At 63.5% G+C, this 23,519-nt stretch carries 21 protein-coding genes; 7 read left to right on the forward strand and 14 right to left on the reverse strand.

The genetic code is table 11. From position 1 onward, the window contains the following. Positions 1-29 precede the first annotated feature (29 nt). From U5A65_RS33680 to U5A65_RS33695, 4 genes are all read right to left on the reverse strand, one after another. On the reverse strand, positions 30-1,700 hold the full coding sequence (locus U5A65_RS33680) for a tannase/feruloyl esterase family alpha/beta hydrolase (RefSeq protein ID WP_321949009.1): 1,671 nt from the start codon (positions 1,698-1,700) through the stop codon (positions 30-32). Continuing rightward, positions 1,697-2,569 carry an OpgC domain-containing protein gene (opgC, locus tag U5A65_RS33685; RefSeq protein ID WP_321949037.1) on the reverse strand — a complete coding sequence of 291 codons (873 nt, stop codon included), beginning with the start codon at positions 2,567-2,569 and terminating at the stop codon, positions 1,697-1,699. The genes U5A65_RS33680 and opgC overlap by 4 nt, the downstream gene beginning before the upstream one ends. 53 nt (positions 2,570-2,622) lie before the next feature. Further along, positions 2,623-3,099 (reverse strand): VOC family protein, encoded by a 477-nt coding sequence (locus U5A65_RS33690; protein ID WP_321913616.1) that lies wholly within the window; start codon positions 3,097-3,099, stop codon positions 2,623-2,625. Between the two features lie 77 nt (positions 3,100-3,176). Continuing rightward, positions 3,177-4,094, reverse strand: coding sequence for an AraC family transcriptional regulator (locus U5A65_RS33695; protein ID WP_321937991.1), 918 nt, complete (start codon positions 4,092-4,094; stop codon positions 3,177-3,179). A 195-nt stretch (positions 4,095-4,289) separates the two neighbouring features. On the opposite strand from U5A65_RS33695, the gene U5A65_RS33700 reads away from it, so the two are divergent. The 4 genes from U5A65_RS33700 to U5A65_RS33715 all read left to right on the forward strand — a co-directional run bounded on the left by U5A65_RS33700 (position 4,290) and on the right by U5A65_RS33715 (position 8,527). Further along, entirely contained in the window at positions 4,290-5,189 is a 900-nt protein-coding gene (locus U5A65_RS33700) for a DMT family transporter (RefSeq protein ID WP_321913615.1), read from the forward strand. A gap of 877 nt (positions 5,190-6,066) precedes the next feature. After that, entirely contained in the window at positions 6,067-6,456 is a 390-nt protein-coding gene (locus U5A65_RS33705; RefSeq protein WP_321913614.1) for a hypothetical protein, read from the forward strand. A 199-nt stretch (positions 6,457-6,655) separates the two neighbouring features. Continuing rightward, positions 6,656-7,162 carry a DUF2844 domain-containing protein gene (locus U5A65_RS33710; RefSeq protein WP_321913661.1) on the forward strand — a complete coding sequence of 169 codons (507 nt, stop codon included), beginning with the start codon at positions 6,656-6,658 and terminating at the stop codon, positions 7,160-7,162. A 21-nt stretch (positions 7,163-7,183) separates the two neighbouring features. Beyond that, positions 7,184-8,527 (forward strand): DUF3443 family protein, encoded by a 1,344-nt coding sequence (locus U5A65_RS33715; protein WP_321949010.1) that lies wholly within the window; start codon positions 7,184-7,186, stop codon positions 8,525-8,527. A gap of 111 nt (positions 8,528-8,638) precedes the next feature. Here U5A65_RS33715 and U5A65_RS33720 read toward each other — a convergent pair whose 3' ends face one another. Next, positions 8,639-9,511: a LysR family transcriptional regulator gene (locus tag U5A65_RS33720; protein ID WP_321913612.1), complete on the reverse strand. Its 873-nt coding sequence runs from the start codon at positions 9,509-9,511 to the stop codon at positions 8,639-8,641. A 104-nt stretch (positions 9,512-9,615) separates the two neighbouring features. On the opposite strand from U5A65_RS33720, the gene U5A65_RS33725 reads away from it, so the two are divergent. Next, positions 9,616-10,689, forward strand: a complete 1,074-nt coding sequence (locus U5A65_RS33725; RefSeq protein ID WP_321949011.1) for an alkene reductase — start codon at positions 9,616-9,618, stop codon at positions 10,687-10,689. A gap of 79 nt (positions 10,690-10,768) precedes the next feature. Here the strand turns inward: U5A65_RS33725 and U5A65_RS33730 are convergent, their stop codons facing one another. The 7 genes from U5A65_RS33730 to U5A65_RS33760 all read right to left on the reverse strand — a co-directional run bounded on the left by U5A65_RS33730 (position 10,769) and on the right by U5A65_RS33760 (position 18,762). Continuing rightward, positions 10,769-11,932 (reverse strand): aromatic ring-hydroxylating dioxygenase subunit alpha, encoded by a 1,164-nt coding sequence (locus tag U5A65_RS33730; RefSeq protein ID WP_321949012.1) that lies wholly within the window; start codon positions 11,930-11,932, stop codon positions 10,769-10,771. A gap of 9 nt (positions 11,933-11,941) precedes the next feature. Beyond that, positions 11,942-12,715, reverse strand: a complete 774-nt coding sequence (locus tag U5A65_RS33735) for a siderophore ferric iron reductase (RefSeq protein WP_321949013.1) — start codon at positions 12,713-12,715, stop codon at positions 11,942-11,944. A gap of 2 nt (positions 12,716-12,717) precedes the next feature. After that, entirely contained in the window at positions 12,718-14,610 is a 1,893-nt protein-coding gene (locus tag U5A65_RS33740) for an IucA/IucC family protein (protein WP_415766091.1), read from the reverse strand. A gap of 21 nt (positions 14,611-14,631) precedes the next feature. After that, entirely contained in the window at positions 14,632-15,231 is a 600-nt protein-coding gene (locus U5A65_RS33745; RefSeq protein ID WP_321949014.1) for a GNAT family N-acetyltransferase, read from the reverse strand. Further along, the gene (locus U5A65_RS33750; RefSeq protein WP_321949015.1) at positions 15,221-16,444 is read right to left on the reverse strand and encodes an MFS transporter; all 1,224 of its coding nucleotides are present in this window, start codon (positions 16,442-16,444) and stop codon (positions 15,221-15,223) included. Before U5A65_RS33750 ends, U5A65_RS33745 begins: the two co-directional genes overlap by 11 nt. After that, complete coding sequence (locus U5A65_RS33755) at positions 16,441-17,796, reverse strand: lysine N(6)-hydroxylase/L-ornithine N(5)-oxygenase family protein (protein ID WP_321949016.1); 1,356 nt, start codon at positions 17,794-17,796, stop codon at positions 16,441-16,443. Before U5A65_RS33755 ends, U5A65_RS33750 begins: the two co-directional genes overlap by 4 nt. 498 nt (positions 17,797-18,294) lie before the next feature. Continuing rightward, a complete protein-coding gene (locus U5A65_RS33760; protein ID WP_321937930.1) occupies positions 18,295-18,762 on the reverse strand; it encodes a YaiI/YqxD family protein in 468 nt (155 codons plus the stop codon). 186 nt (positions 18,763-18,948) lie between these two features. On the opposite strand from U5A65_RS33760, the gene arcD reads away from it, so the two are divergent. Beyond that, positions 18,949-20,412: an arginine-ornithine antiporter gene (arcD, locus tag U5A65_RS33765; protein ID WP_321913501.1), complete on the forward strand. Its 1,464-nt coding sequence runs from the start codon at positions 18,949-18,951 to the stop codon at positions 20,410-20,412. A gap of 35 nt (positions 20,413-20,447) precedes the next feature. On the opposite strand, the gene U5A65_RS33770 is transcribed toward arcD, so the two are convergent. Together U5A65_RS33770 and U5A65_RS33775 are read right to left on the reverse strand one after the other, a co-directional pair. After that, on the reverse strand, positions 20,448-21,038 hold the full coding sequence (locus tag U5A65_RS33770) for a dimethylsulfonioproprionate lyase family protein (protein WP_321913500.1): 591 nt from the start codon (positions 21,036-21,038) through the stop codon (positions 20,448-20,450). 36 nt (positions 21,039-21,074) lie between these two features. Then, positions 21,075-22,001: a LysR substrate-binding domain-containing protein gene (locus tag U5A65_RS33775; RefSeq protein WP_321949017.1), complete on the reverse strand. Its 927-nt coding sequence runs from the start codon at positions 21,999-22,001 to the stop codon at positions 21,075-21,077. Positions 22,002-22,221: 220 nt separating this feature from the next. Between U5A65_RS33775 and U5A65_RS33780 the strand changes: the two genes are divergently transcribed. Then, entirely contained in the window at positions 22,222-23,481 is a 1,260-nt protein-coding gene (locus tag U5A65_RS33780; protein WP_321913498.1) for an aromatic ring-hydroxylating dioxygenase subunit alpha, read from the forward strand. The last annotated feature ends 38 nt before the right edge of the window (positions 23,482-23,519 follow it).

The following is a 23,519-nucleotide window of genomic DNA, read 5'->3' on the forward strand; positions in this document are numbered from 1 at the left end:
GGCCGTTGTGCGCCGTTGCATGTTTCCGGCTACGGCATCACGCACGTGAAATTGGCCGCGAGATTCGCGTTGCCCTTGCCCAAATAGCGCGGGAATGCCGGGTAACGGCACAGTGGCCGCGTGCGGCCGTTCGTGGCTTGCGCAATGTCGGTCGCGAACAGCGTTTCCGGCGCGCTGCCGTGCGTGACCCAGTCGTCGAGCGCGCCGAGCAGATCCACCGAGGGAATGAACGCGCCATTGCCGTGCTGGTAACCCGGCACCATGTAAAGGCGCATGAAACTGTCCACGCGCGCTTCGCCGTAACGCCCGATCAACGCCTGGTAATACGCGATCGTCTGGTTCGGGCTGATTACCTCGTCGGCGAGTCCCTGCAAGGTGATGAGTTTGCCGCCGCGCGCGAGGTAGCGCGAGACGTCCGGATTCATCGCGCCGATCGTGGCCGACAGCGTGAAAAGCTGTTCCCGGTAGCGGCCGGGATGCATCACGTCGAAATTCGTCGCATCGAACGTCGGGTCGTGCGTGATGAAATACTTGAGGTACGCGTCGCCCTGCGCGTACAGGTAGCCATTGGTGACGAACCCCGGTTGAGGCAACCGCTGCGGCGAATGCGCGAGGCCCAGCATGCTCGTGAAGCGCGTACCCTGGAAGACGTTGTAGCCGCGATAGCTGTCCGCCCCCCAGGCCAGCGCATAGGGCAGGCGCAGGCCGTCGCGCAGGCTCTCCAGCGTCGCGACCTGTGGCGGCGTGAGGCAGTCGTCTGCAGCGGCATGCTGGCGATCTGGCTGGTCCTGCGAGGAGCAACGCAGCGCGTCGATGATCGCGGGCTCTTTCTCGCGGCAACTCTCGACGTCGCTGACGAGGCCGTCCGCAGCGCCGTCGAGCGCATCGCACGCCTGCATCACGCGCGCGTACACGTGCTCCAGCAGTTGCGGCGAAAGATAGCCGCCCGGCGTGCGGTATTCGTGCTGGCCCACCACAACGCCTGTCAAGCGCACGCCCGAAAAGTTCAGTGCGGGCGAATTTGCGATCACGCCGTCGTAGTCGTCGGGATAGCGCTGGATCACGGTGTAGCCTTCGCGGCCGCCTGTCGAGCCGCCTGCGAAATATATGTGTTCCGGCGGCCGCCCGTAGCCGAGCGTGATCAGTGCGAGCGCAACGTCATGCGCCTTCTTCAAATGCGCGTAACCAAAGTTGGTCACGGCTTCTTCGAGCAGTCCGAAGTTCCCTTCCGACGACGTGCCGTTGTGGCCGGAGTCGTCGCCGAAGGTCGCATAGCCGCGCGCGAGCGGCGCGCGCTCCGGCGAGAAGGGCATCGGGCCGGTTCCCGTCACCACGACGCCGCTGTAGCCGCCACCGCCGAACTGCAGCGCGCGGCCGTTCCAGCGGCTCGGCAGGTTCACTTCGAAGCGGATGTCCGGCGTGCCGGCGCTCTGGGCGCGTATCACGCCGGTCAAGCGGCAGAAGTCGCCGTTGAGATTGCCCGTGGCGGTCGCGGGGATCATCGCGGCGCTTTGCACGAGCGCACCGTTGGTGGGCAAGCCGATGCTCGCGGCCGGCAACAGCGCGCCGGCAAGGTCGACGCAATGCAGCGGCAGCGCAGGCGTGTGCTGGGCGAAAGCGTGAGCGCTGGCGATGAGCGTGAGCGTGGCGACGGCGATCGCCTTGAGGGATTCAAGTGCGCGCTTGCCCCGTCGCATCATCCGCAGCGGGCTCCGTTGACCCTCGCGCGGACCTTCTCCTTCTGGCGGCCGAGCGTGCCGCACCAAGCCTTGGCGAGCATGAGCATTGCGCCGATCGAGACAATGTCGCCGGCCAGTGCGGCGCCGAGTGCCGCCACGCCGTGCAGCGCGTGCGGCGTGGCGGTGTCGACGATCACCGGGATCAGCGTGCCGCCGACGAAGCACACGAGCCCCGTGCGGCCCACGGTCACGACGGCGGGCAAGCGCGCGGCGATCCGAGCGACGGTCCCGCGATGAACGAAATACGCCGCCACCATGGCAATGCCGATAAAGTTGACGACGCGCGCGAAGGCGAGATGCTGTTTCATGTCTCCTGGCATGGGTTGAACCAGAACGAACCATTTAACCGCCGCGAACAGCGCCACGGCGGCGAACGCGAATCGCACCAGCCAGCGTGCGGTTTCCGAGGTCTTGAAAGCGGGCGGAACCGGGTGCAGCCGGCAGAGCATGCCGAATACGAACATCAACTGCCACGCAAACGGGTCGAACGGCCAGTTCGCGAACGTGCGCGCGCCGATGAGCGCGGCGAGCAGCGGCGCGAAGGCCCAGAGCAGCAAGCTGCAGACCAGCGTGCAGAGCGGCGCGCGGCGGGCGAAGGGCACCGCAGCGGGCACGCACAGCGCAAATATGACATACATCGGCAGCACGCTCGACAGCCAGGGCTGGCGCGCGAGCAACACGACGTGCAATGTCTCGCGCACGGGATGCGAGGCGAACGACGCCCAGCCGCTCAAATCGGCGGCGGCAGGGTTCAGGTGCAACAGCGCGAGTAGCGCGCCAGAAACGAGCGTGAGCAGGGCGGTCAGCAGATAGGCACGTAGATTTCCCAGCTGCGCCGCAGGAAGCGCCCTTGCGCCGCGCTCACGCCACGGTGCGCGGCCGCTTACTTCGCGGCAGCGGCGCGCTCGATCGCGGCGATGTCGATCTTGCGCATTTGCATCATCGCCTCCATGGCGCGCTTGCCGGCTTCACGATCGGCGCCGAAGACGCATTCGAGCAGGCGCTTTGGCGTGATCTGCCACGAAAACCCCCAGCGGTCCTTGCACCAGCCGCAGTCCGATTCCTCCCCGCCGTTGCCGACGATGGCGTTCCAGTAGCGGTCGGTTTCTTCCTGGCTATGGGTCTCGACCATGAAACTCACCGCTTGATTCGCCTGGAAGTTGGGGCCGCCGTTCAGCCCCACGAAGCGCCGGCCGAGCACCGTGAATTCGACTATCAGCTCAGCCCCCGCGCCAATGCCCGGTATGGGGGAAACATGCGCCGCTTCGACATGGCTGTCCGGAAAAGTCGCGGCGTAGAATTGCGCCGCTTCGCGCGCTCTGCCTTCATCGAACCACAGACAAGTCACAAGCTCCGCCATCACGCTCTCCTTCGGGAAATGCGCCTCGTTGCAGGCGCGCACCGATCATTGTGACAAAGCCTCGGCGGCGCGGGTGACTACTTCAGGAATGCTTGACGATAGACGTTCGGCGCGGCGCTGAACGCGTCGCGAAAGCGATGGCTGAAGTGGCTCGCGTTCGCGTACCCGCACTGCGCTGCAATCTGGGCGAGCGGCAGCGCGGTCGTGCGCAGCAGCAGGCGGGCGCGTTCGAGGCGCTGAGCCGCAATCCATGCATGCGGCGGTTGCCCGAACGAGGCGCGGAACATGCGCGCGAGATGGTATTCGGAAAGGCACGCCACATCGGCCAGCGCGCCGAGCGTGAGTGTCTCGCCCAAATGGGCTTCGATATAGTCGCGCAGGCGTCGCCTCGTCGACACGGCGAGACCGCCCTTGAGGGCCGCGCCCGGACGCCGCACGCCCTGACTGCGCAGCAGCAGGCTCAGCACGTCGTGCGCCGTTTCGTTGCTGCGCAGGAGTCCCTCCGGATCGGCCCAGTTCTCGTTGGCGAGCGCCTGGCAGAGAACGGCGATCCGCTCGTCTTCGAAATACGTGCGGTCGGCCAGCGTGAGTTCGCGCGGTTCCTGGTCGAGTTCGCGCACCGCCCGCCGTGTGAAGTGATCGGGCAGGAAATACAGATGCATGAAATGCATGTGGCCGCGCACCCACCAGCGCGATTCATGGTCGCCGGGAAGCGCGCAGAGCCGGCTTGGCGCGCCATACACGCCGGGCAGTTTCTGCCGCTCGGTGCGGTAGCCGCCGTCGAGATAGCACGACAGCGTGTGATGGCCCGGCCGATCGTAGACGGTCTCGGCCTCGCGCGTTTCCCGGGTCCAGACAGCGGCCGCAAACTGGTCGCCGAGCCAGGCAAAGCGCTCCAGCGTCGCATTGGCCGCGCTCAGCGTGCGGCACACCGAGTGCAGGCCAAAGGGCGTCTCAGTGGGCGAGGGCGTGGGAAGCGACACCTGGGCGTTCATGGTCGGGGCGGCGGCTTGCAAGTCGGTAATCGGGGCGTCGAAGCGGGTTGTCGAGATGGGTTTTCAAAGTATACTCGCGCGCCCCGCTGACTACCGGCCACGGCAGGGCGCAGGCAAGAAATGCGCAATCCTGGACAAGTCCGCGCCGCGCGTGTGCGCCATAGTCGGGGCATCGACTCGATGTTCTTTCCGGCTATGAATCTTCTACTCTACGTACTGACCGTCCTGATCTGGGGCACCACCTGGATCGCGATCAAGTGGCAGCTTGGCGTGGTGCCCGCGCCCGTTTCGATCGCCTGGCGTTTCGGGCTCGCGGCGCTCCTCGTGTTCGCGCTGCTGGCCGCGATGCGCCGCCCGATTTGGCCGCCGCGCGCGGCATGGCGCTATCTCGTCGCCCAGGGGCTGGCGCTTTTCTGCCTCAATTTCCTGTGCTTTTACTATGCCGAGAGCGTCGTGCCGAGCGGGCTCGTCGCCGTGGTGTTCTCGACCGCGCCGCTCCTGAATTCGATCAACGGGCGCATCTTCCTGGGCCGGCCGCTGCAACCCACGGCCGTGGGCGGGGCTGCACTGGGCCTGATCGGGATCGTGTGCCTCTTTCTGCAGCAGATGGCCGGCCATATCGGCGATCAGACGGTATGGCTCGGCCTCGCGGTGGCGTTTCTCGGCACGCTGTGTTTTTCCACGGGCAATTTGCTGTCGAGCCGCATGCAGTCGATGGGGCTCAACCCGCTCGTGACGAATGGCTGGGCCATGCTGATCGGCACCGCGGTGCTCGTGGCCGGCAGCGCCGTGGCCGGATTGCCGTTCAAGCTCGAACTGGATGCGCGCTACCTCGGCGCGCTGGCCTGGCTCGTCGTGGCAGGGTCGGTGATCGGTTTCACGGCCTATCTGACGCTGGTTGGCCGGATCGGTCCCGAGCGCGCGGCGTATTGCACGGTCTTGTTCCCGATCGTGGCGCTGGCGGTTTCGACGGTCTACGAGGGATACCGCTGGTCCTTGCTTGCGGTTGTGGGCCTTCTGCTGGTCGTCTCGGGCAACCTCGTTGCCTTCGACCTGACACGGCGCCTGTTCACGCGGCGCGTGGCGGTATCGTGAGCGGCTTCAGCGGTCGAGGCTAGCCCTCACGGCCCTCGCGTAGCGCCGGTACAGCCAGGAGAAACACGGCGCGGCAAGACAGAGCGAGCTGAAGGCGGCGAGTGCGTTGGCAGTCGTGCCGAACAGTGTCAAGCAGTACGAATCGTATGGCATGCGTGATGAGGAGCGTAAATACGGCGCGCTCCATCCATGCGAACACGCCCAGCGGGACGTAGGTGAGAAGCCTGGCCGCGGCATGCTGTCAGGGCGCAGCGGGTTCACGACGAACGTCGACAGCCACGCGTAGAGCACAAAGTGATCGACTCCATTCGAACCGCTTGCGCGCGTTGAGTGCCGCGCGCGCCTCGACCCGCCAGCCGGTCGTTTATGTGTTTTGCATCATCCAGCACTAGCCCGAGCGGCCGCGTCGGTCGTGACGAGGCGCGCTCAGCGCGCACTTGACTTAATCAACTGAATATCGAATGCCTTCATTTTTATTACAAAAAGGTGGCCGGCATAAATTCAGTAATTGCACTAAAGATTCATCTGAAGGTTGCCGATACCCTCGGATGAGCAGATAAATACGAATGCAAACAAGCGGCGTGCCAGCCGCTTTCGGGGTTACCGCGTCCGCCCGCGCCAGCGGGGATCGAAACGAATGCAAAGCCGATGGCCTGTCTACGCGTGCAGCACGCGCCTGCGCGCGCCGTTCTCCCTCCTGGCGAGCGCGCTCCCCACAGCGCTGTTCAGTTTCGCCGCGGCAATCAAGCCCGATGGCACGGCCACGACTCCAGCGGGTGGATAAGGGTATGGCATGGCAGACACTGCGAAATCCGTCCAGCGCGTCGCGTGATCTGCGCCGGGGACAACGACAAGACAAAGACGGGAGAGGCCAGTAATGAAGGTTCACGCTAGTGCGCTCACGCTGCTGCATTGGCTCGCGCAGCGCGAAAGCGCGTCGGTCAGCGAAATGACCGCGTCGGGCTTGATGAGTTCGCGCGAAGCCTCCGATGTCGTTCGCTACGCCATGCGCAACGGCGCCGCCGAGCGCATCAATACCGGCGCGAGTGCGCGGGGATCGGCGCGCTACCGGTCGACCGGCGTGCCTCTGCCGGAGCCACGGACGTCGCCGGCCGGCGCATCGTTCGAGGGCTTGTTGAGTGCATGGGGAATCACCCAGCAGCCCCCCGAGCTTCCCGCGGTGCGTACGCGCGTGTATCAGATCGAAGATAACGGTCAGGACACTCGCGGCGCGAATCGCCTCGCCAAACAAAAGCTCAATGATTGAAAGTCGCTGAGTGCGATCTGGAAAGAAGACAAATCAATACACCGTGCGGCGGACCGCATGGACCGCGTGGCCTTCCCGTTTGTCCCCGGGGTACTTCGCGTGAAGTGAAGTCCGTTTTTCACCGTTGACGTTCGCAAGAATGGCAACGGCAAACCTGCGCCGAAGAGCGCGATAAAACCAACCATAAAAAGGTTCTCTCCTGATGTCGAATCAGATCATGCGCGCCGCGCTTTGCGCGGCGTTCAGCTGCGCCGCGCTGAGTGCGGCGGCGCCTGCCGCTGCGGCACTCGGCGGCACGCCCACGCCAGCACCGGCGGGGGCTGTCTCCAGTTCGTTCAATCCGGCCGTCGTCCATGCGGCATCGGGCGTGGCCAGCACCGCGAGCGCCGCCTCGTACACGGTGACGCAAACCACGTTCGCCACCGGCACGGTCGTGCGTGAGTACATCTCGGCGGCGGGAACGGTATTTGGCATCGCCTGGAGCGGGCCGATCATGCCGAACCTCTCCGCGCTGCTCGGTACGTACTTCACGGACTATGACGGCGCGCGCGTCGCGCAGCGCACGGCCAATCCGGGCCGTGGTCCGCTGAGTATCGAGCTTCCGGGTCTGGTCGTCCATTCGGGCGGCCATCCGGGTGCGTTCTCGGGGCAGGCCTACCTGCCGCAATCGTTGCCGGCTGGCGTGAGCGCCACCGACATCCAATAACGAACGAGAACGAGGCGAACCATGTTGAGTATCAATGGTAAAACTGCCCGAATGCTGGCGGCATTCGGCTTGGCGGCGTTTGTCGCGCTCGTCGCGGGGTGTGGCGGCGGTGGCGGATCGAGCAATGCCTCTTCGAACACGTCGACCGGCAGCGGCGGGAGCACCGGCGGCACGGGGAGCACCAATGGCACCGCGGTCCTCACTGCGGGCACGCCGGTATCGAGCTTGCCCGCGACGCTGGCGACCAACCAGGTCGCGGTGACGGTGGCGGCGGGCGTGAAAAACGCGCCGAACATTCCGACGGTCAGCGTCACGATCTGCGAACACGGCACGAGCACTTGCCAAACGATCGACAACGTCCAGGTCGATACGGGGTCGTGGGGATTGCGGATCCCGTTGGATGCGCTGAACAGCAACATGCAGAGCGCGTTGCCCGTCGAGACGGCGAGCGGCAAATCCGTTGCCGAGTGCTTCGGTTTCGCCGACGGCAACGCCTGGGGCTCCGTTCGCACGGCGGATGTCACGATCGGCGGTGAAACAGCGACGAGCGTGCCCATCCACGTGATGGGCGACCTGCCGCAGTCGGCAGCGGGCGGCACGAACAACGGCTGCTCGGTCGGCTCGCTCAACGACACGTCGTCGTCAATCGCCGCTCACGGCATTCTCGGCATCGGCCCGGCGAAGTACGACTGCGGCAGCGGTTGCGCGACGACGCCGAACGGCGTCTACTACGGCTGCACGGGGTCGGGCAGTTCGACGAGCTGCACGGACCTGGCGGTAGCGGTCGGGCAGCAAGTGACGAATCCGGTCCGGATGTTCACTACCGACAACACCGGCGTGATCTTGAACATGCCGGCGGTAACGTCGTCGGGATCGACGAACGCGATGGGGTTCCTGACCTTCGGCATTGGCACGCAATCGAACAACGCGTTGCCGACTTCCGGCATTCAGAAGCTCACAACCGACCACTATGGCAACGTGCAAAGTGCTTCGCTGAGCGGTACGAGCGTAACAGGGGCATTCTTCGATACAGGCTCGAACGGGCTGTTCTTCCCCGACAGCTCGTTGACGCCGACGTTGTGCACGCGCGCGATCGGCTTCTACTGCCCCACGACGACGGTCTCGCGCACGCCTAGCGTCACCGGGTTCAACGGCACCACTGTTTCGCCTGCGCTTAGCATCGCCAATGCGCTGAACCTGTTCCTGGACGGTGGCTTCGCCTACTCGAACGTCGGCGGGATCATGACGGGCGTGAGCTTCGACTTCGGCATGCCGTTCTTCTATGGCCGCACGGTGTACGTCAACTACGATCCGAACACCGACGGCAATTCAGGCGTCGCAACGTCGGCCTACGTCGCGTTCTAACGCGTAGCGCCGTATCTGCCACGCATCTGCGAGCGGCCTCACCGCCGCTCGCGGATGTTTCAGAGGCATTGCGGGCCCGCTCGGCCTGCGTCATAGCTCCTGTGCAGCTTGCTAACGCGCCAGCCGCTCCCGGAGAAACTCGATGAAGCGCTGCGTCTTCGCGGGCAGCAGACGCGTTTCCGTCATCGCGTAGACCGGCGTGGGCGCGCCATGCCACTGCGGCAAAATCCGCCGCAACGTCCCACTGGCCACTTCGTCTGCGACGATTTCCTCCGGCAACAGCACGATGCCCATATCGAGGGTGGCAAGGCGGCGGATCATCCCGACGCTGTTGAGCGTGAACCGTCCACCCACTGCAACCGTGGCCGTGCGCTTTGCGTCATGCAAGGTCCACGTGCCTGTCTTCAGGATTCCCAGGCATTCGTGCTGCTCCAGATCAAGCGGTTTGACTGGTTCGCCCGCGCGTTCGAGATAGCCCGGCGAGGCATACAGGTAAGGCGTGAGCGACGCCAGCAGACGCGCAACGAGTTGCGAGCTTTCGGACTCCCCCATGCGGATTGCCACGTCGAACGGGTCGCTCACCAGATCGACACGCCGCGGATTCAGTTCGAAATCGAACGTGATGGCGGGGTACAGAGCGGCGAATTCGGCGATCAAGGGTGCGAGGTAGGTGACGGCGAAATCGACCGGAAACGAGGCCCGCAGCACGCCGCTGGGCTGCGCGACCATGTCGCCCAGGTGCTCGTGCGCGAGGCGGGCTTCATCGACAATGCGCTTGCAGCGCTCGAAGTAGACCTGGCCCGCTTCGGTCAATTCGATCTTGCGCGTCGTGCGGTGCAAGAGGCGCAGGCCGATGGCTTTTTCCAGGCCGCTGATGCGGCGCGAGAGCGTGGAGTTCGGCATGCCCGTCGCCTCGGCGGCACTGCGAAACCCCTTGGCTTTGACGACCTCCACGAACAAGGCCATGTCGTTCAGTAGCTCCACCCTGAGTGCTCCATTTGTGGATCAATGTAATCCAAATTACCATATTTATCCCAATCGTGAAGCAGGCGATGATGCTCGCATCCAAACCAGTCGAGGTGATCATCATGAGCAAGCTTTTCGATTCCGTGCGCGTTGGGCGCTACACGCTGTCAAACCGCCTGGTCATGGCGCCCATGACGCGTTCGCGCGCGCAGGCCGACGGCACGCCCGGCGAACTGGCTGCCGAGTATTACGCACAGCGCGCGAGCGTTGGATTGATCGTGAGTGAAGGCACACAGCCTTCGGAAGACGGGCAGGGCTACCTCACCACCCCTGGCATTTATCACGACGCCCATACAGCCGGGTGGAAAAAGGTCACCTCGGCTGTCCATGCGCGAGGCGGCCATCTCTTCATTCAGTTGATGCACGCCGGCCGCATGTCGCATCCCGACAATACGCGGCATCATCGCGTGGGCGTCGCGCCTTCGGCAATCGCGCCGGGCACGGCCATGTTCACGGCGAGCGGCATGCAGGACATTCCTGTACCGCGTGCCCTGAGCACCGTGGAAATCCGCCAGACGGTGCAGGACTTCCGCGCTGCGGCCCGCCGCGCAGTCGACGCCGGCGCCGACGGCGTCGAAATCCACGGTGCGAACGCTTATCTGGTTCAGCAGTTCTTCGCGCCGAGCGCCAATACGCGCACCGACGAATACGGCGGCTCGATTGAAAACCGGGCCCGTTTTGCGCTCGAGGTCGTGGCCGCCATTGCCGCGGAAATCGGCGCGGACCGCACGGCTATCCGGCTCTCGCCTGGCACGACCCTGTGGGGCATCGACGAAGGCCCGCAGGGCCCCGATCTCAACCGCTATCTGGTCGCCGAACTCGACAAGCTGGGTCTCGCTTATCTGCACATCGCGCATCAGGGCGACGAAGCGTTGCTGGCGGACATTCGCAAGCTGTGGAAGGGCACGTTGATCGTGAACCGGGCTGGCCGCCCGCGCGAGCAGATCGGCGCCGATGTAGCCAGTGGGCTCGCGGATCTGGAGTCCTACGGCCAGATGGTGCTGGCGAATCCGGATTTCGTGACCCGCCTGCAGCGCAACGCGGCGATGAACGCGGCGGATCGCAACGGCTTCTTCGGGGGCGCAGCGCAAGGCTATACGGATTATCCGAGCTTGAGCGAAACGGCTGACGCCTGACGCGGCGAGCAAGGCGGGGGCCAGCGAGTCATTGGCCGTGCCGGCGCGCAACCGCCTCCCTTGTGCGGTCTCGAATGGCTCACGCGAGCGGTCCCGCGAGGGCGCGCCGGTACCACGCATGGAAATGCCGCATGCCGTCCTCAAGCGGCGACTGATACGGCCCGGCGTCGCTGATGCCGCGCCGATTCAGCCGCAGACGTCCTGCGTCCATGCGCTCGGCGATCTCGTCGTCCTCGATCATCGTTTCCAGATACGCGGCGCGCTGCGCCTCGATGAATTCGCGCTCGAAGGCCGCGATCTCCTCGGGGTAGTAAAACTCCACCACGTTGAGCGTTTCCTGCGGGCCCTTCGGATAGAGCGTCGAGACCACGAGCACGTGCGGGTAAAGCTCGATCATCTGAGTGGGGAAATACGCGAGCCAGATGGCGCCGAACTCGGGCGCCGCGCCGCCGCGATACTCGAGCAGCCTGTCGTGCCACGCGCGATAGATCTCGGAACCCGGCTGCGCGAGCGCGGCGTGCACGCCCACGCGCTGCATGCTGTACGTATCGGCGAAATCCCAGTCGAGCGTGTCGCAGGTCACGAAGCGCCCGAGCCCAGGGTGGAACGGCGCAACGTGATAATCCTCCAGATACACTTCGATAAAGGTCTTCCAGTTGTACCGGCAGGTATGCGTTTCGATATGATCGAGCACGTAGCCGGAGAAGTCGAACTCCGGGCGCGCAAATACGCGCGCCATGTCGCGCGCGGGCTCGCGTGGACCCTCATAGAGCAGCCCATGACAATTTCGGAGTTCGAAGCGTTCGAGATTACGGCACGGTTTGCGCTCGAATTCGGGTGCGCCGATCAGCTCGCCGCCAGGGGCGTAGGTCCAGCGATGCAAGGGACACACGATGTTGCCGCCGCTCGCGGCCAGATTGCCTTGAGCAGGGGTGCTGACATTGCCGGCCATCCCGCCCAGCATGAGCGCCTGCCGATGGCGGCACACATTCGAAAGCAATTGCACGCCGTGCTCACCGCGCACCAGCACGCGGCCGCCTTCGTCCTGCGGCAGGTGCCGCCAGTCGCCGCGCTCGGGCACCGACTGTTCGTGGCCCACATATAGCGCCGAATGCGCGAAGATACGCGCCATCTCGCGCTCGAACAGCCCCTCGTCGAAATAGGCGCTCGCGGGCAACTGGTCGTGTGCCGCCTCGGTATCGGGCGGCAGCGCGAGATGCGCGAGGTCACTGATATCGTTCATCGGTCGGTTTTATCCTGTTTCGTGTTGCGCATTCAGGCGCACGATGCGTTCATGCTTGTCCAGCCGCGGACAGGTGCTGCAGAGTTCGCCGTCGCGGCGGCGGTAGTGGTAGCAGCAGGTGCGGCGCTCGAGCGCGAGTGCACGCGCGCCGTTCGTGCGCGAGAACGGGAAATAGCCTGAGTGACCCTCCAGACCGAGCGCCGCGAGCCACTGCCGCCCATGCCTCTCGACTTGCGCGTCGCTCCATTCGGGCTGGGCCTTGCGTGCCGCAAGGAGCGCGGCGAGCACGACGTCGGCTTGCGTGCCGCGCACCGATGCGGGGTTCAGACGGATCACCGGCATCAGTTCGTCGTGCATCTGCTCGCAGCACGAGACGATTTCGCGCGCGGCGTGAGCGATCAACGCATGCGTGTCGCCTTGCGCCGGTTCGTGATCGCGGATGTGGACCGCGCCGGTCCAGCCGTCGGCGATGGGCTGCGCAATGTCTCGCAGTGACAGCGACACGCCCGAAGCATGCACGCCGATCACGCTCAAATAGAGCGGTTGCCAGATCAGAATGCCCCAGCAGCGCGACGACCAGTAAGGGCGGCCCGCCTCGGGGTAGGTGCCCGACCAGTAGTCAAGCATCGCTTCGAGGGCGGTGCGATTAGACTCGATGCCGCCCGACGCCGGGCGCGTATGCACGATCGCCTCTGCAGGGCGCGTTGCCACCACGCCCTGCAACCCCGGCACGAGCCGCGCGGCGCGATGCAGCATGTCGTCGAGCGCGCGGTTCGCCACCATGCTTACGCCGCGACCGCTTCGGCGCTCATGCCGTTGAGCTGTGCGGCGCTTTGCAGCGCGCCACGCCTGCCCGCGAGCGGATTGCGCAGATTGCCCGCCATCTTCAGGTTGCCCGCGGGATCGGCGAGATTGACCATCTGCAGGTTGTTGCCCAGTTGCAGACGGTTCAGGCACGAGTGGAGGAACTCGGGCGCGAAGAGGTCGTATTCGGCGTATTTCCCTGCCAGTTGCGGGTGCGCTTCCTGATAGCGCGCGACGCAGCGCGCCACCGTGTCCCAGAACACATCTTCCGTGCAGCAACCGTGCTCGACGAGTACCTGGTTCACATAGCGGAAAAAGCCGTCGAACACGTCGATGAAGATCGCGAGCAGCTTGACGCGTTCGGGCACGTCCACGGCGAGGCGCTTGACGTTTTCCGGCAGCTGCGCGTCCTTGTTGAGGATAGCCGACTCTTCGGCGATGTCCTTCATGATCGCGCGCACGGGCACATGGTTTTCGAGCACGAGGATGAGATTTTCGCCGTGCGGCATGAACACGAGATCGTGCGCGTAGAAGCAGTGAACGAGCGGCGCGAGATACGCCTCCATATATCGCTCGAGCCACGCCTGCGCCGAGAGCCCCGAAGCCTCGATCAGCGCGGGCAGCAGCGCCACGCCGTGGCGGTCCGTATGCAGCAGCGCGGCCATGGTCATGAGCCGCTGGCTTTCTCCGGCGAGGTTCAGCGGATTCTCGCGCCAGAGCGCCGAGAACATCTTCTTGTAGGGGCTATCCGCCTGCACGGCCGCTTCGTAATAACGATTTCGAAAGCCGATGGATGCGACTTCCCGCAGGATAGTGAACCCTTGGTCCTGCAGATACGGGTCGCGCGCCACCAGGCCCTTGATGTAGTCGTTGATGGCGGGCGTGCCCGACATGTAGTACGGCGAGAGGCCGCGCATGAAGCCCATGTTGAGAATCGAGAGTGACGTTTTCACATAGCGCTTCGAACGATCCGAGAGATTGAAAAACGTGCGGATCGACTGCTGGGCCGAATAACGGTCGTCGCCGTAGCCGAGGCAAATGATGCGATGGGTCGCGACATAGCTTGCGAACGCGATCGAAAGCTTGTTGAACCACTGCCACGGGTGCGCCGGCATCAGCCGATAGTCGGCGAAGTCCACGCCGCGCGCTTCGACCGTCGCGCGAAAGCGCGCGATGGTTTCCGTGCCCAGTTCTTCTTCCATCAGCTGTTCGTAATCGAGGTCGGCGGCGCTGTGGAACGCGGCGTTCTCTTTGTGCACGGCGAGCCAGACGACCTGGACCGGCGAGCCTGCCTCGGGAGCGAACGCGCGATAGTCGCCTGCGTCGAAGCCGAGCCGGCCGTTATTGGCGACGAAGCCCGGATGGCCCTCGCTCATGGCGGTTTCGATCACCTGGAAGTCGGCGTTCAGGAGATCGGGCGTGTTCGGGCCATCCTTCTCGGCTTTGTAGGCCGCGCCATACAGCGTGCTGCTGATTTCATCAAGGTAGATGGGCAGCATTTCCTCTTTGATGCCAAGCCGCGCTTTCACGTCGAGAATGAAGGCGAGCGCGTCGAGCGGTTGAGGCGTGCCGTCCTGCGAACACACGATCGTTTCGGCGCGAATGCTCCAGTGGCGCAGCGCGAGCAGGCGCGCGTCGAACGTGTAGACGCGCGTGCCGTCGTCGGATTCGAGCGCATAGCGGGCGTAGTGCTCGCCGGGGGCGTCGCCTACGCGCTGCGGCTCGACGATCAACTCGTGCGCATACTCGGCCATGGCCTTGCGCACCAGCATGCGGTTTGCACGCTGCCAGACTTCGGGGGTGAGGTGGGCGGCGGCCTCGTGGGGCGTGAGGAGAATGTGCTGCATGGAAGCCTGAGCTGCGACGTGATTCATGATGCGATGTCCTTATTGAATTTAGTGATCCTGCATAATGGCTGCGTAAAAATCAGCGCGCGTGCAAAACGCGAGCGAGGCGATCTTTTCGCGGAACGCGACGTCCTTCGTGTAGACGAAGCCCATCGCACGATTCAGGGCGTGGATGCGTGCGTTGCGCGCATCGGGCTCGACAACGACGCGTTGGGCGTGAAGGCGTTCGAACAGAAACGCCATGAGCGTTTCGAACACGTGGCGCGTATAACCGGATCTGCGTATGGCGGCGGGCCCGACGAACAGGTGCATGCCGAGATCGCCCGTACGCACGTCGTAGTGACCGCCAATCTCTTCGTGCGCCGGGTCGTAGCTTTCGAACAGGAAGGCGGGCGCGCCATCGTGCAGCCCGAGCCAGGCGCGTGCGTGCCCCGAGTCCTCGATAGCCTGATAGAACGCGGCCACGTCCGCCACGCTCTTGTCGCGCATGTTCCAGAATGCCGCGCGTTCTTCGACGAACCAGCGGTGCAGCGTGGGCGCGTCGCGTTGCGCGTCGAGCGCCCGGATATGAAAGGCCTCTGGCCTGGCGATGCGTGCAGCCGCGACATGACGCAACGCGACTTCGTCGGCAACGATTTCAGTTCGCACGAGCGGTGACTCCTGTTTCGGCAATCGGGTTGGAGAGGGCGGCGCCTTGGGTGCGTGGCCGGGCGAGCAGCCAGACGCTCGCGAGCGCCGTGACAACGAGGCCTGCGGAGGCCACGAAGAACGGTGCGCGCAAGCCGGCTTCATCGACAATGGCGCCGGCCGCGAACGAGGCCAGCAGCACACCAAGGTTCTGGAAGAAGTTGATGACGCTGTAGTCGGCGGCATAGGAGGCGGGCGTGCTCAGTGCGAACATCGTCACGTCGAGCTTCACGACGATCTGGAACAGTGCCCAGCCGAACATCACGCGGCCCACGACGATCCACAGCGGCGCTTCCACGCCTTGCAGCAGCATGCCGGCGGTGCAGAGCAGCAGGTTCGCGAGCATGTGGTCGGGCACGCGCTTGCCCTGCGCGGCGAGCCGCCTGTTCAGGCGCAGCGCAACGAGCGCAACCATGCCGGGAATGGCGAACACGAGCCCCGGAACCAGCTCGCCGGGTGCATGGGTGACCGCCTGCCAGTACGACGCCATGAACGGGCGGATGAGATAGACACAGAAGTCGAAGGCGAGCATGAGCAGGGCGAGGCGCAGGATCGGCATGCGCGCACGCAGGCCCGGCTTTGACTGGGCATCAGCGGATTCGCCGGCAAACCGGCAGCGCCGCGCAATGCCATGCGTGCGGATCAGCGCAAGGCAGATCGCCATCTGCACGAAGTCGCCTGCGGCCATCGCGAAGATGCAGTGATGCGCGTCCCAGACCTGCATGACGAAGCCGCCCGCCACTGCACCCGCAATCGCGCCGAAATGTACGACCACGGAAAGCACGCCGATGGTATGCGCGTGCGATTCTTTCGCTTCGAGCCGCATCATGTACGGGTACATCAGCAGATAGCTGCTTTTGCACATGAACATGGCAAGCGAGAGCACCCAGAAGAGCGCCACCGTGGGCGCGAAATAGCTGGCCACCGAGAGCACGCCCGCGGCACATTGCGTGTAGACGAGCAGATGCATGGCGTCGAGCCGTTTCGCAATGCGCGCCCAGAGCGGCAGCGTGAGCATCACGACGATCGAGATGAACGCCACGTAAGCGCCCGCGTGCACTGGGCTCGTCACGCCATAGCGCGCCGCGAAGAATTGCGGGTAGAACGGAATCAGGATTGCGTCGCTGATAACGGCAAAGGTCGTCATCAGGATGATCGTGCTGCGCAGCTTCATTGCGCCTCCAGCGGCACTTTCACGAACGCTTCCGTGTCGGGCACCGAGAAGTCCTGCAGCGCGATGCGCCGCTCGATCTTGTAGTGTTCGACACCGGTTAGCTCGCGAAGAATGCAGGAGTTGCGATAGCAGCTCATGCCAAGGTCGGGGTTGGTCAGCCCGTGGCTGTAGAGCCCCGCGTTTTGCACGAAGATCTCGCGCCCGCTCACGTCGATCGCATAGTTGCGCGAGAGGCGGTAGCGCCCTTTGTCGTCCCAGCGAATGCGGGCGCGAATGCCGTCGATGAAGCCGGGCACATTTTGCCCATAGCCGGTCGCGAAGATCGCACCGTCGGTGACATGCGTGTATTGCACACCCTCGTCGCGCTGGACGAAGCGCAGGTGAAAGCGGTCGTCTACGCGGTCGTAGTGGCACGCGCTCAGCTCGGAATTGGTGATGAGGCGCGCGCTGTTGCTGCCGCGGCTGCGCCGGTCGTCGAGCAGGTCGTAGATCTGGTTGATGAGCGAGGCGTTGACGCCTTTGTAGAGACTGTCCTGCTTGGCGATGATGTTTTCGCGCACACCGACCGGCAGGTTGTAGAAGTAGTCGATGTAGTCGGGCGAGATCATTTCCAGCGTAAGCTTCGTGTTCTCCATCTGGAAGAAGCGTGGCGAGCGTGTGATCCACGTGAGCGAGTAGTCGTGCTCGTCGCTCTCCTTGAGCAGGTCGTAGAAGATCTCGGCGGCGCTCTGGCCGCTGCCGATCACGGCGATCGAACGCTTTTGCTGCAACTCGGTTTTGCGCGTGACGTAATGTGCGCTATGGATGCAGCGCTCGTGCAGCTCGCCGCAGCACGGCGGCAATTGCGGCACCGAGCCCACGCCGATCACGAGACGCAACGCGCGATGCGTGAACGGCTGCCCGGTGCGAGTGTGCCGCCCGCTCACCACGTAGTAGCCGTGCTGGGCATCGTATTCAACGTGCTCCACACTCGAGCCGAACGCGATGCTCGAAAGCTGGCTGATGGCCCATTTGCAGTAACGGTTATATTCGGCGCGGCTCAGATAAAAGCGCTCGCGAATGTAATACGCATAGAGCTTGCCTTCCTGCTTGCAGTAGTTGAGAAAACTGAACTTGCTTTTGGGGTCGGCGAGACTCACGAGGTCGGCGAGAAACGGGTTTTGCAGCGTGGTGTCGTCGATCAGCATGCCCGGATGCCAGTCGAAATCCTCGTTGCGTTCGAGGAACAGGCCGCGCAGATCGCGGATCGGGTCGGCCAGGCAGGCGAGGCTCAGGTTGAACGGCCCGAGGCCGATCGCCACGAAGTCGAGCACGCGCGAGGACGGACCCGGCTGGATATTAGTTGTACTCATGATTGAACTTTCACCTGGTGCGGAAAGGACCATGTCGAGTTACCTCATCGAAGGACGAATACGGCGAGAAAGCTCACGAGACGCAACCGCGCAACCGTTTGCGCGGGCGGGTGGTGTTCCGGTGCGAATGAGAGTGATTCGCGTTTGAGGATCATAGGAAAGTCGCCGCCCAATGGCAAGCGCGAAACGCATCCGGTCAGGATTCCAAACTATCGTGTCTGCCCAATACGCATCGCGGCCGGCCTGTGCGATCGGCGGCAAAGTCAGGCTGCACCGAGGCGCGCGCCGAATCGGCTGCGGTAAGGAAAGCGTAGGCTTCGCCGCTCCGGCGCCCCATTTTTGGCGTCAAATCATCCTGCGAAAGACCCTGTGCGTTGCAGGGGTTACATGCGCGCGGGGAATATTTCGGCTCTAATCGCGCGCGATTCGCCTGTGCGAGGCCACGAGCTTTGGGAAATCGTGATGCGATGATCTCAAACGTCCACGTGCGCTACGCGCTCACGCAGGTTTGCGCGGCGGCGGGCTATGCCGTGCGAGGAATCGATCGAGCTGCCCGGCGAACGTCTTGCTATCACGCGCGCTGAACGGCGCCGGACCGCCCGTTTCAATGCCTGCATTGCGCAGTTGATCCATCACGTCGCGCATCGTCAGCCGTTCCTGAATATTTTCGCGTGTGAACCAGTTGCCGCGCGGATCGAGTGCCTGTGCGCTTTTGTCGAGCACGGCGGCGGCAAGCGGTATGTCCGCCGTGATCACGAGGTCGCCCGGCTCGACCAGTTCGACAATGCGGGCATCGGCCGCGTCGAATCCCGCCGGCACCTGAACCGACTTGATGAAGGGCGACGGCGGTGTGCGCAGATATTGGTTTGCAACCAGCGTTACCTGGACTTCGGCACGCCGCGCGGCCCGAAACAGCATGTCCTTGATGACGGCGGGGCAGGCGTCAGCGTCGACCAGCACTTGCATAGAGGGATTCCCGGCATAGTAAAGCGCGATCATATCGCACTGCGGGAGATGCGCCGCGCATTGCGCGACGTGTCCGGTAGCTTCGTGCGGCACTGCGTTTTCCTTGCAATTGCCTGCGTTCGTGCCAACAATGAGTTCGCAATGGAGCCGCATGCCCCGACCTGATACTGCGAAGACGGAGCGGATATGAGCGACGCTGCCCACGGATTCGATGCCGCTGGGGAACACAGGGACTCAAACGGGCTGCGGCTGGGCGCGCTTGTTGCCCTCGTCGTGGGGTCGATGATCGGCGGCGGCATATTTTCGTTGCCGCAGAATATGGCCGCTTCCGCAGGGGTGGGCGCCGTTCTGATTGGCTGGGTCATTACCGCCTTCGGCATGCTGGCGCTCGCGCTCGTGTTCCAGACACTCGCCAACCGCAAGCCGAATCTCGACGGCGGCGTCTACGCTTACGCCAAGGCCGGATTCGGCAATTACATGGGCTTCGCCTCGGCCTGGGGCTACTGGATCAGCGCGTGGCTTGGCAACGTTGGCTACTACGTGCTGCTCTTCAGTACGCTCGGGTATTTTTTCCCCGTATTCGGCGAGGGCAATACGCTGCCCGCTATCGCCTGCTCTTCAGTGCTGCTGTGGAGCGTGCATTTTCTGGTGCTGCGCGGCATCAAGGAAGCGAGTTTCATCAATCAGATCACGACGATTGCGAAGATCGTTCCGCTCGTTCTGTTCATTCTCATTTGCCTGCTTGCGTTCAGGCTGGATGTCTTTTCGGCAGATATCTGGGCGAGCACGAATCCGTCACTGGGCAGCGTGCTGGATCAGGTCCGCAACATGATGCTCGTCACGGTGTGGGTGTTCGTCGGCATAGAAGGGGCGACCGTTTTCTCGGCGCGCGCGGCGGACCGCAAGAGCGTTGGCAAGGCGACCGTCATCGGCTTTTTCATCGTTCTTCTTGTGCTGGTGCTCGTCAACGTGCTGGCACTCGGCATCATGAACCAGCGTCAACTCGCGGGACTGAAGAATCCGTCGATGGCAGGCGTGCTCGAACACGTTATCGGACATTGGGGCGTGGTGCTGGTGAGCGTGGGGCTGGCCATTTCGCTGGCCGGCGCGTTGCTGTCGTGGGTCATGCTGTGCGCGGAGATTTTGTTCTCGGCCGCGCGGGACCGCACGATGCCTGCGTTCCTGCGCAAGGAAAACGCGAGCCAGGTGCCGGCAAACGCGTTATGGCTCACCAACGGCATGGTGCAGGTGTTTTTGCTCATTACGCTGGTGTCGAAAGGCACGTACCTCTCGCTGATCTATCTCGCGACCTCGATGATTCTCGTGCCTTACTTCTGGTCGGCGATCTATGCGTTACTGCTCGCCATTCGTGGCGAGACCTACGAGCTGTCAAACAAGGACCGCCGCAGGGATTTGTTGATTGCCGCGGTTTCCGTGCTGTACGCGGCCTGGCTGCTGTATGCAGGCGGCGTGAAATACCTTCTGCTTTCGTCGCTGCTTTATGCGCCGAGCGTCATCTTGTTCGCCAAGGCGAGGCGCGAAGCCGGACAGCCAGTGTTTACTCATCTGGAGAAAGTCGTCTTTGCAGCCGTGCTCGTTGCCGCCGCCGTGGCCGGCTACGGTTTGTATCGCGGGCTGCTGAGTCTTTGATTGCCCGGCCGATAGCCGATACGCGCTTATACCGCTTACACCAGAAGACACCACAGCGCAAAGAGCGGGGTGGCCCCCGAACGCATGGCGTGCAGGCTGTTGGGTGTGTTGTGCAGGCCGCCGCCGATGCCCGGATCGAACCAGTCTCCTTCTCGTTGGCGGAATTCCCCCGCGCTGAGCAGCACATAGGCTTCTTCAGGGGGATGCCGATGATCGGGGTATCGCGTGTGAGGCGCGAGCAGCGAAAAGCCTAGCTGGACGTCGTAACGGCTCTCCATGCCACTCGGGCCGCAAATCATGCCGTGCACGTGTTTCTCGACATAGTCTTCGCTGCCATTCGATCCGGAAGTGCGCCGCTGCCAACCCATAGCGGGTTCGAGCAGCTTGATCGCGCGAGCCGCGTCGCCGAGTCCAGTGGTGTCGTCAAGCAGCGGCGCGAGCGCGGAGTCGAGGAGGGCACACGCGGGATAGCGTGTGCTGTTGCACCTGCCGTCGTCGGACGGCTGTTCAAGGCGCTCGAATACTTTCACGGCCAACTGGCGGCCCGCTTCCGGCAACGCTGCTGACTGAAACAGCGTTCGGGCGATGCGAATGAATTGCTCGAGGTTCTCATGTCGCTGATACACGGGGGCTCCTGTAATCTATCGATAGTGCTTACAAGGTCAGCGCGGCGCCGGGTCGCCTCGCAGCCACTCAATGAGCTGCATGATGACCGGCGTGATGGTCCGGCCGTGAGGCACCACGACGAACCAGGCATCGCTGGGGCGCAATGTTGCGACGTCGATGCGGACCAGCTCTCCGGAACGAAGCAGATCGTCGACGAGGCGGTTCCAGCCCAGTGTAATGCCCTGTCCATAGCGCACTGCCTGAATCGCGTCGGTGTAGAGGCTGCACCGCAGCACCGTATTCAAACGCGTGGGCCGATACCCGACGGCGCGAAACCATTCGCTCCACACCATCCATCCTTCGGACGTTGCATCCGACTCCACGAGCGCCATCTTCGCCAGTTCGTCGAGCGAGCGGGGCATGCCGTACTCCTGAAGAAACTGCGGCGAGCAAACCGGAAAGACTTCTGCATCGAACAGCAAGGTCGAGGTCCCGTCCGGCCAGTTGCCGTCACCATAGCGCACGGCGACGTCGACCTCGACATGCCGAAGGTCGGCCGTAAACATCTCGGTCGACAACCGCAGCTGCAACGGGGGATCGAGATTCTTCAGCTTTGCGAGCCGAGGCAAGAGCCGCAATTGCGAAAATGCGGCGGTCGATGCCAGCACCAGTTCTCTTTGCTCGGTTCCGCTCACCAGCCGATCGAACACGCCTGCGATCTTTTGCATGGACTCCGCGACGACCCGGTAGAGCGCTTCGCCTTCGCTCGTCAGATCGATCGAACGGTGCAGCCGGTGAAAGAGCGGCACGCCCAGTGTTGCTTCGAGGAACTTGACCTGTCTGCTCACGGCGGACTGCGTGACGCCCAGTTCGCTTGCCGCATAGGTGAAGCTCCCGAGCCGCGCTACGGCTTCGAACTCGACAAGGGCGGTCAGCGAGGGAACGATGCGGCGATAGCCTTTCGTAGCTTTGGTGGTTTTCATCCGCTCTCACATCTGTCGACGGGTAATCCTGGTCTGACAATTCGTGCCAAACGGCCCGCGAGGCGCATTGCGGGCACCTCGTTCCGGGCGCATTTTCGCATGATTTAAATGAATGTGAAGCAGCTTATAAAGCGCGTTGACGGTGGAATTCGGCGGTCCAATACTTCACGCCATACCAGCGTCCCACGCGCTACGAAGCGCGCTCATCATGAGGCTCACCATGTCCGAGGTTCAAGTTCAAACGCACCGTGAACTACTCAATAGCCGCAAGAAAGGGCACGGCATGCCCGGTGAATTGTTCGGGCGGCAGGACGTCTTCGAAACGGATGTCGAGGTGTTCTTTCACAAGCTGTGGATTCTGGTTGGCGTGACGGCCGACGTGCCGGAGCCGGGCGATGTTCACACGGTGGATATCGGCCGGGCGTCGATCATCATCGTGCGCGACGACGACGAGAACGTACGTGCTTATCGCAACGTGTGCCGCCATCGCGGCTCGCGCATCATGAAGAAGGCGGGCAAGGCGAGCGTGGGTAGGCTCGTGTGTCCGTACCATCAGTGGACGTACGATCTCGACGGGAGCCTCATGCATTCGACGCACATGGGCAAGGACTTCGACTCAGGCTGTCACAGCCTGATTCCGGTCCATGTGAAGACGGTCGGCGCGCATGTTTTCGTTTGCCTCGCCGACGTGCCACCCGCCGACTTCGAAAAGCTCGAAGCGGTCATGACGCCGCGCTTCGCGCCGTACGACCTCACGCGCACGAAGATCGCCCATGAAATGGAGATCGTGGAAAACGGCAACTGGAAGCTCGTCATGGAAAACAACCGCGAGTGCTATCACTGTGCGGGCACGCATCCGGAATTGACGAACTCGTTTCTTGCGGAGGACTTCGGCTTTTGCCCGGACGGCCAGAGCGACGAATCGCTGCAGGCCTATGACGGTTACCTGAAGCGCAATTCGGCATGCCAGGAGAACTGGGAAAAGGCCGGCTATGTTTGCGGCACGGTCGAAGCGCTCGACGAAAGCGTGGATACCAATTTCCGGACTCAGCGCCTCGTCATCTCGGGCGCAAACGAATCGCAGACGCTCGACACGAAAGTCGCCTGCACGAAGCTGCTCGGTGAGGTGCAACGGCGCGATCTCGGCGACGTGCACATGTGGGGCCATCATTCGTGGACGCACGTGATGAGCGACCATGCCGTGATTGCCTATGGCTTGCCGCTTGCGCCCGACAAGACGCTCGTGCGCACGGTCTGGTTAGTCCACGCCGACGCGGTTGAAGGCGTGGACTACGACCTGAAAAGGCTCACCGAAGTGTGGGTCGCAACGACGACCCAGGACGCCGAGCTCGTAGGGAACACGCATGCCGGAACGCAGGATCCTGCCTATATTCCGGGGCCTTTCTCGAACTTTACCGAGGCAGCGTTGGACCAGTTTTCGCGCTGGTACGACGCGAAGCTGAAGGCCCACGGAATTTGAGGTCGCCATGAGCGTAGCAGCAGATACCTGTTTCATCG

This window comes from Paraburkholderia sp. J10-1, assembly GCF_905220165.1.
Taxonomy (GTDB): domain Bacteria; phylum Pseudomonadota; class Gammaproteobacteria; order Burkholderiales; family Burkholderiaceae; genus Paraburkholderia.